The following is a 17,379-nucleotide window of genomic DNA, read 5'->3' on the forward strand; positions in this document are numbered from 1 at the left end:
ACTTTTGCACTTGATGCTCTTCCCCGCTTTAGGAGATGAGTCCTCTACTCATGTTGGAGTAATCCTGGATGAGCAAGTCATGTCTTTGATTAAAGAATCCCCGTCTCTTTAGAGCGGGGAGTGTCAAGAATGCTTACTTAGTTGCAGCAACCGGGAAACTCTGGTAGGAGATAGTTTTGAAGTATAGATAGCCCCATATCATCGTTAAGCAGCCCCAACCAACCCAGACTATAAACGTAAGCGCCGCGATCGTAAGTTGCACCAGCCGAATTTCATAACGATTCTGGGGAGGACGCTGATGTTCTTGTTCAAACTTCGGCTTGGCTAGTTTTTCATAAAGTACTTTATTACCAGGAGAGATAGTCCGGAAAATGTGCATTCTCAAACTTTTCACAAAATTTTGGCGTGCCAACTCGTTGTGAGTGGGTTGCGGTAGCATAGAGTGTTGGAATTGTTGATCTATTATTGCTTTTTGCCAAACTTTTTAAGTATATTTACGCATCATTTAAGAACTTGGCTACTGTTTGTACATCCTTATCGCCACGTCCAGAGCAGTTAATTACAATCCGGGGACTGTCGGTTAGTTGGGGACACAGGGTTTCGAGGTAGGCGATCGCATGGGCTGTTTCTAATGCTGGGATAATCCCCTCCAATTTCGACAATCGCTGAAATGCCGCTAAAGCTTCTGCATCAGTCACACTATAGTATTCAGCACGACCAGTATCCTTCAAATAGCTATGTTCTGGCCCCACACCAGGATAATCTAAACCTGCACTAATTGAGTGTGCCTCAATGATTTGCCCATCCTCATCTTGCAGAAGATAGCTCATTGCTCCGTGCAATACACCAACTCGTCCTTTTGTCAAGGTTGCTGCGTGTTTTTCAGTATTGACACCTTCTCCTGCTGCCTCAATCCCAATGAACCGTATAGAAGGCTCATTGATAAACTCATAGAATAGTCCCATCGCATTGGAACCACCACCCACGCAAGCCAAAAGAATATCAGGCAATACACCCCACTTTTGGATTGCTTGGGCGCGAGTTTCTTGCCCGATTACTGCATGGAAATCACGTACCATCATCGGGTAAGGATGGGGCCCTGCTACCGAACCGAGAATGTAGTGAGTTGTTTCTACATTTGTCACCCAATCACGGATTGCTTCAGAAGTGGCATCCTTCAGGGTTCCAGTTCCCGCTTCCACCGGACGCACTTCTGCCCCCATCAACCGCATTCTGAACACATTTAAAGCTTGGCGTTCCATATCATGAACGCCCATGTAAATTACGCATTCCAGCCCAAAACGAGCGCAAACTGTAGCTGTGGCAACACCGTGTTGTCCAGCACCCGTTTCGGCAATAATCCGTTGCTTACCCATCCGCTTTGCCAGCAATACCTGACCAAGGGCATTGTTAATTTTATGAGCGCCAGTATGATTTAAATCCTCGCGCTTTAAATAAATTTGCGGCCCCGTGCGATCGGGACGGGCATAATGAGCAGTCAGGCGTTCAGCGAAATATAATGGTGTGGCACGTCCTACATAGTCCCGTAACAACTGCTGTAGTTCTGCTTGAAAACCAGGGTCATTACGGTATTGCTGATAAGCTGTTTCTAGTTCAGTAAGAGCAGGCATCAGCGTTTCAGGTACATACTTACCGCCGAAGTGTCCAAAGCGACCTAGCGTATCTGGAACCTGAGCAGTTGAATTTGGAGATAAGGGAGTGGTAGTCACGGGCTGTTTTAAATGACGGGAATGACTTAATTATTATAGAAAGTCTGGGGCATCTCTAGCTTATACCTGGGGACTGGAAACTAAATTCTTCATTGATACTCAAGGCCCAATACTTCGACTTCGCTCAGTACAAGTGCCCAGTGCCCCATGCCCAACTAGTTTGAATGCCTCGCAATGGATTTGTGATGTTAGCCTAGAAATTGATATCCCAGCAGAATGGTTGCGTAGAAGTTTCCACTGCCTTTGAAATTTTTCTTAAATATTCATTTTATGTCTTCTTCAAATCCTAAATCTTCTGACAAAAGCTTTGTCTACCGCGAATTTGGCAACGACAACTTTGCCGCCACAGAAAGGCCAATTCCAGAACTTCCTGCACAACAGCAAAATCTCAAAGTACAAGCTTCCCGCAAAGGACGCAAAGGCAAAACCGTTACAGTGATTAGCGGTTTTCAAGCCAAACCAGAAACCTTGGCTGATTTGGTGAAGCAGTTGAAAACCCAGTGCGGCACAGGTGGGACAGTTAAAGATAACGAAATTGAAATTCAGGGCGAACACAAGCAAAAAATTGTCGAGATTTTGAGCAAACTAGGTTACAAAGCTAAAATTAGCGGTGGCTAATCTTGAGTGCGGTTTACCGCATCTCAACCGTGATCTAGATTAAGAGAGGGAATGTTATCTTTGAAAGGTACAAATATGCTTGAGCAGTGGTAAATCACTTTGCCAACAAGCTGTTTTTTGTGAGATTAATAGGAGGTTTAAATGGATTTACTTCGGATTTTGTGTGCCATTTTCGTGCCGCCTCTGGGAGTTTTTTTGCAAGTAGGCTTTGGTATAGACTTTTGGATTAATATAGTTTTGACACTTTTTGGTTACATTCCTGGGATTATTCACGCAGTCTGGATAATTGCTAAGAAATAATTCTTCGTCGGGGTAAGTTTAAGGCTCTGCCTACAGTGATAAATTGAGTCAGAGCCTCAATGAATACATTTCCATGCAGAGTATGAAAACGAGGAAAATAAATTATCTGCAAGGTTACTACCTTGGGTAAAGCTCTGGAATCTAAAGATGTGGGCTTTTATGTGTCAAGAAATACTGGATTAGCTCTCATTTTTTAACATAGCATAGAGTCTAAACTCTAGAAGCAAGGGGCAAATGTGCAATTGCCATTCCACAGTTGATACCTTCAAATCTTTGATCAACCCAGTGCTTATATCTAGCACCCAGCCATGAACCATAGGCGCTTTTCGCTCATAGAGTACCTGACGCATGATGGAAGTTTGGTAAAGATTTTTTACTTGTGCTACAACGTTTATTTCTGCCAAACGATTCAAACGTTCTTCTCTTGTTGGCAAGGCATCAATTTCTTCTTGTTTCTGTAAATACAGTTCCCTAATTGGATTTACCCAGTTATCAAGAATTCCGATAGTTCTCCCCTCTAAAGCCGCTTTAATCCCTCCGCAATCGTAGTGACCACAAACGATAATGTGTTCCACTTGAAGATGTAAAATTGCGTATTCTAAAACCGCTAAAAAATTTATATCTGTTAGAGAAATCTGATTGGCAATATTACGATGTACAAATAACTCTCCTGGTTCTGTACGAGTAAAACTTGTTAATGCCAAACGACTATCAGAACACCCAATGTATAGAAAAGGTGGTGTTTGTCCGCTTGATAAGTCTTGAAAGTAAGTTGGGTCTATTGCTAGTTTCTCGGCAACCCAAGCCTGATTATTTCTGAAGAGTTCATCAATACTGTTATATTTCATCTTTCGTCAAATTCGAGAGAGAATATCATAAATATTTTAGCTGATCTACAGTTTTCTATAAATCAATATGAACTTTTCCCCATCTAAAATTTTTATAAAGATGAGATTTTTTCTATAGCATTAATAAAATTATTGTATAAATTGTAAGCAATTGAGTTAGTATTTAGATAAAAAATAACTACAGCAGTTCTGATTTGCATAAAGTACATTTTTAAACCTCACCCCCAACCCCTCTCCGATGCTTTGGAGAGGGGAGTGTTTGCACCCATCAAATACGGGGTGAGGTTCAGACTGTATTGCACCATTCGTGAGAACTGCTATATGTATAACTTTAGAAAAGTAGCTAAATAAAGTAAAATTTTTATCAAATATAATTTAAGCGTTCAGACTGACTACCGATTTAAAATCCTCATCTAGCATTTATAGATACTTTTGCAAAGCAGAGATTGTGTAAGCAGAATCATTTTAATCCCATCCCAAACTGTGCATTTTAGTCAAGCAAGTGCGGCGGAAGTTTTGAATACTGATTCGTTCAATACACAGAAACATTTTCTAATGGTGGTAAGTTAAATTAACAAAGATGCCAAATCTGAGGCTGAGATATTAAGTTATCAGCTTCAATCGGGGGCAACAACTTTGTTATCCTGATGATGGTTGATTGACCAACGGTGGTCAACAGTCATAGAGGAAAACTCGCAAATTTCTTCTAGGCGTTTTTGCTGCACGGCAGCTTTACGCAGAGTAATAATTAGTTGATTTACCTGATGCCGTAAATCTGGATTATCATTTACAGCTAACATGGTTTGTCTTTCTAAAAGTTGAAGTATAAGTTCGTAGTGAATAGGAGAAGGTAGAGGAATTTGCTCCATGAAGTTAAACTTTGATTTCATATTTGAGATTTTGTATTAGTCAGAGTTGGTTTTTTGTTAATAAATTGTTACATAACAAATAACTACTTGCTTATGGCTTTGATTTGATTAGCAATGAAAATTTGGCAAAGGTATGATGATAGTTGATAGCAATGTGCTGTCTGTCCACGCATAGTGTACCCAATTTACCAACTATTGTATGCAGTTAGTTGCCCTGCGTTTCAGGGGTGTAGGGGAGGTGTTTATTTCAAAAATTCCTCGGCAATATTTGGGCGATCGCAGCGCCGGGATCTGGTTGTTTTACCAAAGATTCTCCAATGAGTACAGCCGATGCACCTGCTGTCAGTACCATACTCAGATCATCTGCGTTGTGTAGTCCTGACTCGCTGACAACAAGGATGTTTTTCTCCTGCAATTGGCTACCCCTTGCAGCTAGAAGTTGGCAAGTAGTTTGCAAGTCAACAGAGAAATCTTCCAAATTGCGATTATTGATTCCGACTAAGGAGACTCCATCTAAAGCTAACACACGGTCAAGTTCTGCCAAACTATGCACTTCAACCAAGGTTGCCATTTTCAGGTTGTTAGCAATTTTAAGGAAGTATTTCAAATCTTGATCGCTCAAAATAGCGGCAATCAACAAAATAGCATCTGCACCCTGAACTCGCGCCAAGTATATCTGGTAAGCATAAACGATAAACTCTTTGCACAGTAAGGGCAAATCTACAGCAGCCCGAACCTTGGCTAAGTTTTCAAAACTACCTTGAAAGAACTTGACATCTGTCAGCACAGAAAGACAACTAGCGCCACCTTGCTGATAAGACAGGGCGATCGCTACTGGGTCAAAATCTTCTCGGAAAACGCCTTTGCTAGGTGAAGCTTTTTTAACTTCGGCAATCAATGCTGGCTTTGTCTTACCTTGACGCAAAGCGGCGACAAAATCACGGGTTGGCGGCGCAGTCAGTACCTGCTTCCGTAATTCTTGCAAAGGAACTTTTTCCCGCATTTGGTCATATTCTACTTCTTTCTGCCAGACAATTTCCTCCAAAATGTGGTTTGGCGCTGCATCAGGTACGACAGCCTGATAACGCAATATCGATACATCAATAGCTGGGTTAGGTGAACGGCGACGGATTTGCATAATTTGTCATTTGTCATTAGTCATTGGTCATTGGTCATTGGTCAGAGGTCATTTGTCCTTGTTTATTAGCAAAGGACAAATGACAAAGGACAAATGACTAAATGGCTCGTTTATAAGCTTCGTCTAGCACTTCCGAAAGTGTCGGGTGTGCGTGAACTAGATGTGCGAGACTTTGGACAGATTGACGGTTTGCGATCGCAGCTGAGGCTTCATGAATTAAGTCTGAGGCGTGCAGTCCGAAAATGTGAACGCCCAAGACTTCTCCGGTGTCTTTGCGATATATCACCTTGGCAATACCATCGGCTTCATTTTCTGCCAACGCTTTGGAATTCCCTTTGTAGTAACTCCGACTTGTGGCGATTTCAAACCCTTCGGTTTGTCCTAACTCCTTAGCTGCGGTTTCTGTTAAGCCCACATAGCTAACTTCTGGGTGGGTAAACGCCGCCGCCGGGATGCTGCGATAATCTACTGTTCTTTCCCTCCCAACTATATTTTCTACGGCGATGATGCCTTGAGCAGAAGCCGCATGTGCCAACATCATCTTCCCATTAGCGTCGCCAATTGCCCACAAATGCGGCACTACTTCACCGACTGATAGTACTGCCATGCGATCGTCAACCGGGATAAAATTCCGCCGATCAACTTCCACACCCACAGATTCCAAACCAAGATTTTTGGTCGCTGGGATGCGTCCTGTAGCCACCAAGCAAGCATCTACTTCGATGACATCTACATCTTCTTTAGTTTTGAAGTCTGCTAATTCAATCACCACTGGTGAACCAGGGATGACTTTTTTAGCGTATATCCCGACTTTCGTTTCAATATCGCGGGGAGTAATCAGTACCCGTTCGGCAAGTTTGGCAATGTCTCGGTCAAATCCTGGCATTAACTGATCTAGGGCTTCAATCAAGGTGATTTCGCAACCCAAAGCTGAGTAAATATCAGAAAATTCTAAGCCGATGTAACCACTGCCAATAATTGCCACCCAGTCTGGTAGCGACTCCAACTTAACGCCTTGATCGCTGGTAAAGACAGTTTTTCCGTCTACTTCAATCCCTGGAGGCACAAAAGGAATTGAACCAGGGGAAAGGATGATGTCTTTAGCTGTGACGGTTTTTTCACCGCCGTCTCCGGTAACAGAGACTTTTTGCGCCCCAGCGATTTTTCCCCAACCGTTGATAATATCGACTTTTAGACGTTTGAGGCTGTTGGTTAAGTCGCCTTGAATTTTTGAGACGAGATCATTAGCATGATTAGCGATCGCTTGGCGATCAAATTCCACGCTACCAATTTGAATTCCCAGTGACTTGAGGTGGTGGGCATTACGTAACTCCCGCACACGTCCAGATGCTGCCAGTAGCGCCTTAGAAGGAATACAGCCCCGATTAACACAGGTTCCTCCCATATCAGCAGCTTCAATAATCGCTGTTTTCAGACCGCAACTTACGGCGTGTAAGGCTGCGCCATGCCCGCCTACACCAGCGCCGATAATTACTAAATCGTAATCAAATTCTTGACTCACGTTAGTTTCCCCGTGTGCTTCGCCTATTTATTCTCAACTTGACCGACAATCAGCGCAACCCCTTTAACAGTTATCAGTTATCAGTTTTATCACTTGACTCTAAATCCCTCACCATAGACCATCAGAACTGTTCACTGCTGACTGTTTACTAATTTCAGGTTCGGGTGTTGCTTCAAATTATGATTCACTCGCTTTTGACGAAAATATGGATGTTTCCAGTAATTATAGTCAAATCTATATATACTTATTTTTTGGATACTACAAAAGGACTGAGGGTAGCCCTGTCAAGCTGATATGTAGCTTTAATTTCATATTATTAATTCAACTGATATCTTGCACCATTCTCCATTAGCACCATTGCCCGCCCAAAGATTTCTTTCTGAGCTACCACTTAAGTGGACTCAAAGCTTTGCTTTTAGCATTCTGAGACGGTTGTTGGCAATGGTGTAAAATTTCAATTCAACCTAAACTTCACTGATTCTTTTTGAATTCGGATAGAATTCGGAAAATTCCGAGTTTTAACTCCTGTCCGTGGGTTTAAGTCCCCGGTTCTATAAAAATTTTGTTTTGTGTTGGGGTTAAATCTCCATTACAAAACTTAATTACGAATTACGAATTACGAATTACGAATTATTTAATTCTCCCCTGCCCAATGCCCCATGCCCATAACTTTGAATTTCTTTACAGTACGTTAGCCTAACACCTAAGCTGGATTTAGGATTCATCCAGAAGATTTACGCAGGCGATCGCTCGATGTCTATTCCCCAAATTAGTGAATTTACTATCCGCCGTCATGCCAACGCCAAATCTTTCCAACGGGGCGAGGCATACTATGAGGCTGGTGCTGTCAATACAGTTACCCAACGTGGTGATCTGCTTCAGGCAGATGTTGTAGGCAGTGAAGCTAAACCTTATCATGTCAACCTGAGTTTCGATAGCAGTGGGTTAACCTCAGTCAACTGCACCTGTGCCTACAACTTTGACGGGTGGTGCAAACACATTGTAGCGACGATGCTTGTTTGTGCGCGTAACCCAGAAAACATTGAACAACGCCCCACTCTAGAAGAACTACTTAATCACCTGGATGATATCCAAACTCAAAGACTGCTGCAAGAGTTGGTAAAAGAATACCCACCACTAATTGAGGCGATTGATCGCCATGTAGCTTGGATGACTAATCCTGCTACCCAGCAAAAAAACACAAAACCTGTGCTCCACATCACTATTGATCCAGCTCCCTTTCGGCGGCAAGTACGGCAGATTCTCAAGAATACCGTGCGCTACTTTGAGGAGGGGTACGAAGAAGATCCAATTGGTGAAGAATTGCTGAGTGTAGTGCAAACTGCGGTAGATTTTAGCGAACGGGGAGAGGGTGAAAATGCGATCGCTATTTTAGAAGCGATTACCTCTACCTGTGTGGAAAATTGGGATGATGTTGCAGAATACGGTGCCGAAAATGATGAACTTATCGGGGAATTAAATAATGCCTGGTGTGAAGCAATTCTCAGTGCTGAACTCACCCCAGAAGAAAAAGTTGATATTCAAATAAATTTAGAAGCTTGGCAAGATGAGTGGAATGCTGATTTTGGCATGATTATGGAAGCTTTACGCCAAGGTTGGGATTATCCACCACTGGTGCAAGTTCTCCAAGGTAATATTACCGAAAGGGGAGCTTGGGAAGAAGACGTGCCAGACTACGCGGATGATTTGGCACTAATTCGGCTAAAAATCCTCGAACGTCAAGAACGTTACCCAGAATACTTATATTTAGCAGAAGCGGAAGGACAAACCCAGCAGTATCTGACAATGCTAGGGCGTTTAGGCAGGGTAGAAGAAGCAATTGATGCTGCTCAAACCCAGATGAACTCAATGGAAGAGGCTTTTGCCCTAGCGAAAACACTAAGCGTTCAAGGAGCATTACAGCAAGCACTAGATATAGCCCAGAGTGGATTAAATTTACCGGGTAATTGTCAGTACGAATTGGGGATTTGGACAAGTGATTTGGCTGTTGAGTTAGGTAATCATAAAGCTGCTTTATTAGCAATCAAGGCGGCTTTTCAAGTGAAACCCTCCTTTTTTGACTACCAAAAGATGGCAGAATTGGCTGGGGGAAACTGGGAAAGTGTCAAAACAGACCTGTTGAGAATTATTCGTACTGATAGTGGTGGGGGAACAGAATCAGCCAAGGTGGATATATTCTTGCATGAGGGGCTAATTGATGATGCAATTGCGATCGCTAGTGAACTAAGTTCTTATAATTCAGAATTGATTCACCGAGTCATGGATGCTGCTATCCCTCACAATCCTAATTGGGTGATTGCTAATGCTCGTCGCCGTGCCGAAAAGATTATAGATGCAGGTAAAGCCGAATACTACTACTACGCAGTTGAATGGTTGAAAAAGGCACGTAATGCCTACTTGAAATCTGGAAATAAAGCTGACTGGTTAAGCTATCGTCAAAACTTGATGCAAACCCACGCTCGTAAACGTAAATTGATGGGAATGTTTCAGCAAAAGGATATGAATTGACATTCCCCCGGCTTGAAGCCGTGGGATTCTTGGTTCATCCAGCCGACTTATCTCAACTTGTTTCCAAGTCTAGACAGAGGTCGTTCTGTCCCCAAGCGTAGATCCCGGTGTGCCCCACCGTTCTTAATGATTTAGCTAAAATATTCAGTGCTGCATTCTCATCTCGGCATAACTGGGCACCACAAACACATTTATGAGTACGAGTGCTAAGAGTTTTCTTGACTTGCCTGCCGCAAGATGAGCAATCGACGGTGGTATATTGAGGAGGGACAGCAACAGTTACCTTGCCATAAATATTTCCAAAATATTCAAGCCAACATCGGAACTGATACCAGGCAGCATCCCCAATACTTTTAGCTAATTTGTGATTTTTGACCAGATTATGCACTTGCAAATCTTCATAAGCAATCAAGTCTGCCGACTGAATAACGCATTTTGCTAACTTCACAGCAAAATCTTTACGCTGCCTACTGACTTTCAAGTGAATTCTTGCTAATTTCTCTTTAGCTTTTTTGTAGTTATTAGATTGTGGTTGAACGCCAGTCGCTACAACGGGGGAAACCCCCACAACGCGCTGGCTCCCCTTGCGGAACTTTTTGGATACTTGTCTTTGTAATCTCTTTAGTGCTTTCTTAGACTGACGCAAGAAACGAGGATTATCTATTTTGTTGCCATCTGAATCTGTGTAGAAGTGAGTTAAGCCAACATCTAACCCAACTAAAGGATTCAGGTTTTCACTGCGTAAGTCCTAATGCAGATCGAACACCATTAATGCTTTTAAGTCTGCAATAACCAGTTGATTTAGCTTTTAAATTGAAATTTGCCCAAAATATCAACTTTAGTGACAAAAGATGAAGTAAGATTCACATCTGAAACAGTCGCCGTATAATCCCATAGTTTCTGACAAAAAATAGCCCGGTGCGATGATTGATAAATATCCTCTGAATCTTATAGTGTCCTGCTTACCACTGAGTATGCTTCTATTACTTGGCAGCATAACTTCTAGTCCACTGAAAGCTCAAGCTGTTGATACTACACAATTACCAACTAGTAATTTCATCCTGTCACAACAACAACTCCCAGCACCACAGGATGTCCAACCACAGGATGTCCAACCACCCTTACCTTCGCCAATTCCCTCACCTGAACTACCACAGCCACTTCCCCCACCAGCAGAACTATTTCCACCCTCTGCCCCAATCACACCTGAGGAACCACTCCCTGGCAACTTTCCTCAAAATATTGTTGTTGAACGGTTTGAAGTTGTTGGTAGCACAGTCTTCAGTCCCGAAGAGTTAGCCCTCGCCACTGCTGAATTTACCAAACGACCGATCTCACTGACCCAAGTGTATCAAGCACGTTCTAAAATTACTGATTTATACGTCCAAAATGGTTACATTACTTCTGGTGCTTATATCCCACCCCAAACAATCCAATCCGGTGTTATAAAAATTCAGGTGGTCGAAGGTAAATTAGAAGATATCCTGGTAACTGGAACTCGGCGGTTGAATCCGAATTATGTCCGCAGCAGACTAGCAATAGCTACATCAGCACCTCTGAATCGGCAACGTCTACTAGAGGCACTACAACTTTTACAACTTAATCCTTTGATTCAAAACGTCTCTGCTGAACTCTCGGCAGGATCGCGGACTGGTGAGAGTCTCTTAGAAGTCAAGATCAGCGAGGCAAAAACCTTTAGTAGCCCAATAATTCTTGATAATGGGCGATCGCCTAGTGTTGGCAGTTTCCGCCGTGGATTACGATTGAATGAAGCCAACTTACTCGGATTTGGAGATAGTCTGAGTTTAGGATACACCAACACTGATGGTAGCAACTCCTTTGACGCTAGTTACACATTGCCTCTCAATCCCCGCAACGGAACGCTTACCTTTAACTATGGCACTACGTCAAGCAATGTTATTGAGCCTCCTTTCGACTTCCTAGATATCGAATCGGCTTCTCGCTACTACGAACTGACATTCCGCCAGCCAATAATCCAAACTCCTAGACAAGAATTCGCTTTGGGGTTAACAGCTTCCCGACGCGAAAGTGATATCTCGTGGAGCCCAGAATTTGAGTCCCCCCCCTCTGGCCTTTCGCCTGGATCTGATGAACAGGGACGTACCAGGGTATCTGCCTTGCGATTTTTTCAAGAATGGACGAATCGTAACAGCCGTGAAGTCATTGCTCTACGCTCTCAATTCAGTTTGGGCATAGATGTGTTGAATGCCACGATTAATCAGGATCTTCCCGATAGCCGTTTTTTTGCTTGGCAAGGGCAAGCGCAGTGGGTACGCCTTTTAGCTCCTGAAACCTTACTTTTATTTCGTTTAAATACGCAACTAGCATCCACAACACTATTACCTATAGAGCAAATTGGCTTAGGTGGACAGGATAGCGTTAGGGGTTACCGTCAAGATTACCTGCTAACAGATAATGGCACTTTTGTTTCTGCGGAAGTTCAAGTACCGATTCTGCGCTTACCCCAGATAGATAGCATATTACAGGTTATCCCGTTTGTGGATTTTGGTGTTGGCTGGAACAGTTCTGGTAGCGAGAATCCCGACCCTAATACTCTAGCTGCTGTTGGTCTGGGGTTGCGTTGGTCACAAGGCGATCGCTTTACCGTTCGTCTTGACTGGGGCATTCCTTTAGTATCTGTTAACTCGAATGATAGAACATTACAAGAAAACGGGCTGTATTTTAGCTTATTTTATAATCCTTTTTAAAATTTAGGAATCTCTGGCTACATCCATCAGGGTTAGCGATGAGAGGATGTCAATCTCCTTCTCTACGATAGGCTGCGCCAACCAGGGTTCTTGCTCCATTAAAGCAACTGGCGTGCGATTTCAAATGCTCAGATATTTTTTCCCCAGTGGGATGCGCCCAATTAATTTAATTCCTGCCTTGCTCTAATCTATAGGACTGCTATTTGATTGCGTGAAAAAACTCGCCCTCAACTCGAAAAGGCTGATTCCCTACTCCCTGCCTATCGCGCTTGCGTTGCGCTTCTCTGCGAGACGCTTCTCCTGACGGAGAGGCTTGTCTGCGACACGCACTCGCGTTCGCCAACGCGAACGCGCACCACGCAAAGAAGTTCAGAAATCAAATCGGATTGCTATATTTCGCAAAATTCCGTAAAACAGAACTATTTGACTGATTAAAAAATAAAAATCAGCCCGTTATTTAATTCAGAGTTTCCTCACCACTCAGAATTAAAATCCGCAAATATACCATGTGTTCTATTCAGTGTTTGATTTTATTCTGGGTATCCTAAGAAAGACAAGGTTAGATGATATGGACGAAGAGGGGAAGTTTAGAACTTATGTATGAGTAGAGAAAACAGCTAGAACTTCTACCGTAAAACTGATTGAACAATTAGTCATCTCATTAGGTATTGGAACTTGTGGGAGTAGGATTTTTCAGACTAAGACATAAAAATATGAGAATTTGAGGAACAGCCATGCTAGGAAACGAGCGGGAAAAAATACGCCATCTGCTGGTCATCCAAGACCTGCAAGGCCGGCAAACTGTCCCCTTGCGAGAGACTACTTATTCTCTGGGGCGGCATCCCGCAAACACTATTATCTTGTCTTCCCGGTCAGTATCAATGCAACATGCAATTTTATTGCGAGTAACTGTTCCAGAGACTGATCAATATGGCTTCCAGATTATTGATGGCAACTATAAAGGGAAAGGGAGTACTAATGGCTTATTTGTCAATGGCACTAAATGCTTCTCCCATAATCTCAGAAATGGAGATGTCATTGCCTTTGGCAGTAATCAAGCTCAAGCTAAATATTATGCTATTTCCAACATTTCAGAAGAAGCATTTTCTGAATCTTTTGATGTTGAAGACTTATCTGGTTTCCTATCAGAGCAAGGCAGTCCTGCCAATCCTTTTCAAACTTTAGCTATCGATCCCAGCTTTGAAGTAGCTAGTGAGTCTGCTCTAGCTCGCCTAGCATCCTTCCCTGAACTTATCCCCAATCCAATCATTGAGATGGATTTGGAGGGAAGAGTCACTTATCTTAATCCAGCCGCAACTCTCAAGTTTCCCAAACTTAGGGAAATTGGAATAAAACACCCGATTTTAACAGGACTCCTGAGTACAGTTAAGAATCTAGAAAAAAATTCTTTTGTGCGGGAAGTAGAAGTAGGTACAGAAGTTTTTGAACAATCCGTTCTCTACTTACCTGAAAGTGATTTAATTAGAACTTTTATTATTAGGGATATTACAGAGCAAAAACAAGCTACAGCCGAACTACGTCAGCGCGATCGCTTGCTACAGGCAGTTGCAGAAGCCGCAAATTATTTGCTAAGAGAAATGAATTACGAAACTGGTATTGATCTAGCTCTAGCTGTATTGGGTGAAGCTGCCAAAGCAGATCGTGCCTATCTCTTTCAGAACCATCCTCATCCTGCTACAGGGGAAATAGCAGTCAGCCTGCGGTTTGAATGGACACATCCTTCTATTGAATCTACTTACCAATATTGGCAGAATCAGCCTTATCAAGGTTCTGGATTAGCTCGTTGGTACGCTGTTCTCTCTAGCGGCCAGTCGATTAGCGGACTCACGCAACAATTTCCTGCCGCCGAACAAGAATTCCTGATTCGAGATGGCATTCAATCCCTTCTCCTGGTACCTCTTTGCTTGGAAAAAGAGTTCTGGGGTTACCTTGGCTTGGCAGACTGCACCTTTGAGCGTCATTGGTCAAAGCACGAAGAATCTACCCTTTTGACGATGGCTGCCAGTATCATTGGTGCACGGCAGCGTCAGCAAGTAGAAGAAAAAATTCGCTATCAAGCCCTACATGACATGCTGACAGGGTTGCCCAATCGCCTACTATTTAATGAGCTGCTTAATAAAACTCTCCCCAACGCCACTCGGAATGGTGAAAGTTTAGCTGTGATCTTCCTTGACCTGGATCGCTTCAAAGTGATTAATGACACTCTGGGGCACACTCTGGGAGACCAATTGTTACAAAGCCTTGCTCAAAGATTACAAGACTCACTCCGAGGCGGAGACACTATAGCCCGTTGGGGAGGTGATGAGTTCACTATCTTACTCCCGCGAGTCAATGATATTCAAGAGGTAACACTGGTGGCGTATAGAATATTACAAGCATTGGAGGATGCTTTCCATCTCCAAGGGCATGAACTTTATGTGACTGCCAGCCTCGGTATTGCGTTGCTTGATAACAACAGTCCTGACGCCGAAACACTAATCCAGCACGCAGATGCCGCTTTGTATTACGCCAAAGACAAAGGGCGGAATAACTACCAATTCTACAGTGTTTCCCTGAGTGCGAAAAATCCTGAACTCCTGACTTTAGAAAAGAGCTTGCGCTATGCCCTAGAACGCAATGAATTTACGCTGTACTATCAGCCTCGTGTAAACATTGCCACAGAAGAAATTACTGGTATGGAAGCTCTATTGCGTTGGCAGCACCCAGAGATGGGATTGGTCGCACCCAGTGTTTTCATTCCCCTGGTCGAAGAAAGTGGATTAATTGTCCCTATCGGTGAATGGGTGCTGCGGACAGCCTGTATTCAAAATAAAATCTGGCAAGATGCAGGATTTCCACCCATAATGATGGCTGTCAATCTTTCTCTTAAGCAGTTTTGCCAACCCAAATTGGTGGAGACTATAGCTACAGTTTTAGAACAAACGGGTCTGGAGCCGCAGTTTTTAGAATTAGAAATTATGGAAACTACAGCTATTGAAGATTTGGATTTTACCAGAACGGTGTTAGAGGATCTACAGGAGATGGGTGTTTACATCTCCATTGATGACTTTGGTACGGGTCATTCCTCGCTCTCGCGTCTACAGCTTTTGCCACTCCACAATCTGAAAATAGATAAATCTTTTATTCAATATTTGACGCAGGATGCCAAAGTAGCTCATATTATCAAGGCGATAGTTACCTTGGGACACAGCTTGGGATTGAAGTTGATAGCCGAAGGGGTAGAAAAAGTAGAGGAACTGGAGTTTTTGAAATCTATTAATTGTGAAGATGTACAGGGCTTTTTATTCTACCGGCCACTTTCTGTCCAGAAAGCAACTGAAATCCTCGAAAGTAAACGACCAACGCTCTAGCACCGCAAGGCGGAAGTCACGCATTCACGCATTCAAAAGTATTATGGAATAAGCTATTGAAGAATTTTAAATGGTTGCTCTATTTACTTCGTTCTGTACTAGTACTAAAGAAAAACTGTTTGTACAAGTGACGATACAATAGCATTGATTGTCTTGCTGTCAACCTTTTTCGTCTTATGCTGCCAGTCATCTATTCCGACGAATTTTTAGATCACAAGACTGGAAAATACCATCCTGAAAGACCAGAACGTTTAAGTGCGATCGCCACTGCCCTAAAAGCAGCAACATTCGCAGATAAAATTGACTGGCGATCGCCCACACCAACATCAGAACAGCCATCGCTGATGTCTGTGTTAGTTAGAGCACATAGCCCAGCCTACATCAAAAAACTTTGGCAAATCGCTTCTAGTGGCGGCGGCCCTTTGGATGGAGATACGCCAGTTTCCCCTCGCAGTTATGATGTGGCATTATTGGCAGTCAGTGCATGGTTGGATGGTGTTGAGGCTGTATTAAAGTCGGCTAATCCAGCTTTTATACTGGCGCGTCCCCCAGGACATCATGCAGAAAGTGATGCGGGGATGGGCTTTTGCCTATTTTCTAATGCAGCGATCGCAGCTTTATTTGCCCTCGAACAACCCGGAATTAACCGCGTCGCCATCCTCGATTGGGATGTACATCACGGTAATGGTACTCAAGCGATCGTCGAAACTCAAGCACGCATCGCCTATTGTTCACTACATCAGTATCCCTGCTATCCCGGTACTGGAAGAGCGACAGAACGCGGCTTTCATAATAATGTATTAAATTTACCTGTACCCCCTGGTAGTGATATTGCAGTATATCAGCCACTATTTGAAAAACAGGTCGTACCCTTTTTAGCTAACTTTCAGGCGGATTTGCTGATTGTAAGTGCTGGTTATGATGGCAATGCCGCAGATCCTTTGGCAAGTATCAATTTGCAGCCAGAAGACTACGCTTTATTTACTGATTATTGTCTAGGGATAACTCGTAAAATTCTGTTTGGCTTAGAAGGTGGTTACGACTTTGACTCTCTTTCTCAATCAGTTATAGCGACAATTGAACATTGTTTACTTTGAGACTTTCTTTTTTTTAGGTAAAACCTCCCAATTCCTGATTGAGTAAATTTCGTATATCCACTAAGATCATAATAATCCTATTGATATTGATTAAGTAGTCATTGGCCATTGGTGCATACCCCGTCGGTTGCCATGCCCTGAGCAAGTCGTTGGGTGGGCAGAAAAACTTTGTCTTTCATCGGATTACTTCAAACCACGTTAAAGAGTGGGCGTGGTATCTCTTGGACTAATGACTAATGACTAATAACTAATGACTCCGCGTTGTGGTTTGATTTGTGGCTCAGATTCCCGACTTCTCTAATAAACCGGGAATTTTCTTGTATCTTTCTTTTGGATTTCACAACATAGTCTGCAAAAATAGGCAATTTGTGCATACTTATTGTCACGATTATTTGTGAGTTAGTTGACTAATTTAACAACTATCTTTACGTAAAATTAGGGTGACACAACTTTTGCTCTAAAATCAACCTAAGTAATTTCTTTTACCAAGGCTTTCTAAAATTCATCAAATCTTCAGAAATAAAAAGTTTGAATGTTGTTCTGAAACAGCTAAAGTTTTGTTAAGATGCAATTGCTAGCAGTTTCTCGGCGAAATTCACCTATCGGTGTGTGGAGAAATAAAAAGTAC

12 protein-coding genes and 1 pseudogene are annotated in these 17,379 nt (G+C 42.8%); 6 read left to right on the plus strand and 7 right to left on the minus strand.

Going from position 1 to position 17,379, the window contains the following annotated elements; genetic code table 11:
* Window positions 1-133: 133 nt before the first annotated feature.
* Window positions 134-379 carry a hypothetical protein gene (locus LC653_RS32380; RefSeq protein WP_229498705.1) on the minus strand — a complete coding sequence of 82 codons (246 nt, stop codon included), beginning with the start codon at window positions 377-379 and terminating at the stop codon, window positions 134-136.
* Between the two features lie 115 nt (window positions 380-494).
* Entirely contained in the window at window positions 495-1,730 is a 1,236-nt protein-coding gene (gene trpB / locus LC653_RS32385; protein ID WP_229498706.1) for a tryptophan synthase subunit beta, read from the minus strand.
* A 270-nt stretch (window positions 1,731-2,000) separates the two neighbouring features.
* Here trpB and LC653_RS32390 point away from each other — a divergent pair, with 270 nt between their 5' ends.
* Both LC653_RS32390 and LC653_RS32395 read left to right on the plus strand, forming a co-directional pair.
* Window positions 2,001-2,348 (plus strand): translation initiation factor, encoded by a 348-nt coding sequence (locus LC653_RS32390; protein WP_229498707.1) that lies wholly within the window; start codon window positions 2,001-2,003, stop codon window positions 2,346-2,348.
* 141 nt (window positions 2,349-2,489) lie between these two features.
* Window positions 2,490-2,648 carry a YqaE/Pmp3 family membrane protein gene (locus LC653_RS32395; protein WP_229482592.1) on the plus strand — a complete coding sequence of 53 codons (159 nt, stop codon included), beginning with the start codon at window positions 2,490-2,492 and terminating at the stop codon, window positions 2,646-2,648.
* 179 nt (window positions 2,649-2,827) lie between these two features.
* Here the strand turns inward: LC653_RS32395 and LC653_RS32400 are convergent, their stop codons facing one another.
* The 4 genes from LC653_RS32400 to lpdA form a co-directional block, all read right to left on the minus strand.
* Window positions 2,828-3,496 carry a carbonic anhydrase gene (locus LC653_RS32400; protein WP_229498708.1) on the minus strand — a complete coding sequence of 223 codons (669 nt, stop codon included), beginning with the start codon at window positions 3,494-3,496 and terminating at the stop codon, window positions 2,828-2,830.
* Between the two features lie 617 nt (window positions 3,497-4,113).
* Entirely contained in the window at window positions 4,114-4,365 is a 252-nt protein-coding gene (locus LC653_RS32405; RefSeq protein ID WP_190914598.1) for a DUF5340 domain-containing protein, read from the minus strand.
* Between the two features lie 247 nt (window positions 4,366-4,612).
* Window positions 4,613-5,503: an indole-3-glycerol phosphate synthase TrpC gene (trpC, locus tag LC653_RS32410; protein WP_229498709.1), complete on the minus strand. Its 891-nt coding sequence runs from the start codon at window positions 5,501-5,503 to the stop codon at window positions 4,613-4,615.
* A 97-nt stretch (window positions 5,504-5,600) separates the two neighbouring features.
* Window positions 5,601-7,025: a dihydrolipoyl dehydrogenase gene (lpdA, locus tag LC653_RS32415; protein WP_229498710.1), complete on the minus strand. Its 1,425-nt coding sequence runs from the start codon at window positions 7,023-7,025 to the stop codon at window positions 5,601-5,603.
* Window positions 7,026-7,778: 753 nt separating this feature from the next.
* Here lpdA and LC653_RS32420 point away from each other — a divergent pair.
* On the plus strand, window positions 7,779-9,554 hold the full coding sequence (locus LC653_RS32420; protein WP_229498711.1) for an SWIM zinc finger family protein: 1,776 nt from the start codon (window positions 7,779-7,781) through the stop codon (window positions 9,552-9,554).
* A 52-nt stretch (window positions 9,555-9,606) separates the two neighbouring features.
* On the opposite strand, the pseudogene LC653_RS32425 reads toward LC653_RS32420, so the two are convergent.
* Window positions 9,607-10,296, minus strand: a pseudogene (locus LC653_RS32425) (RNA-guided endonuclease InsQ/TnpB family protein); the annotation flags it as partial.
* Window positions 10,297-10,477: 181 nt separating this feature from the next.
* Here LC653_RS32425 and LC653_RS32430 point away from each other — a divergent pair.
* The 3 genes from LC653_RS32430 (at window position 10,478) to LC653_RS32440 (ending at window position 16,751) form a co-directional block, all read left to right on the plus strand.
* Window positions 10,478-12,283 carry a ShlB/FhaC/HecB family hemolysin secretion/activation protein gene (locus LC653_RS32430; protein ID WP_229498712.1) on the plus strand — a complete coding sequence of 602 codons (1,806 nt, stop codon included), beginning with the start codon at window positions 10,478-10,480 and terminating at the stop codon, window positions 12,281-12,283.
* Between the two features lie 734 nt (window positions 12,284-13,017).
* Entirely contained in the window at window positions 13,018-15,654 is a 2,637-nt protein-coding gene (locus LC653_RS32435; protein ID WP_229498713.1) for an EAL domain-containing protein, read from the plus strand.
* A gap of 176 nt (window positions 15,655-15,830) precedes the next feature.
* Window positions 15,831-16,751, plus strand: coding sequence for a histone deacetylase family protein (locus tag LC653_RS32440; protein ID WP_229498714.1), 921 nt, complete (start codon window positions 15,831-15,833; stop codon window positions 16,749-16,751).
* The last annotated feature ends 628 nt before the right edge of the window (window positions 16,752-17,379 follow it).

The sequence above is a fragment of the Nostoc mirabile CHAB5784 genome, assembly GCF_020829645.1.
Classification (GTDB): domain Bacteria; phylum Cyanobacteriota; class Cyanobacteriia; order Cyanobacteriales; family Nostocaceae; genus Nostoc; species Nostoc mirabile.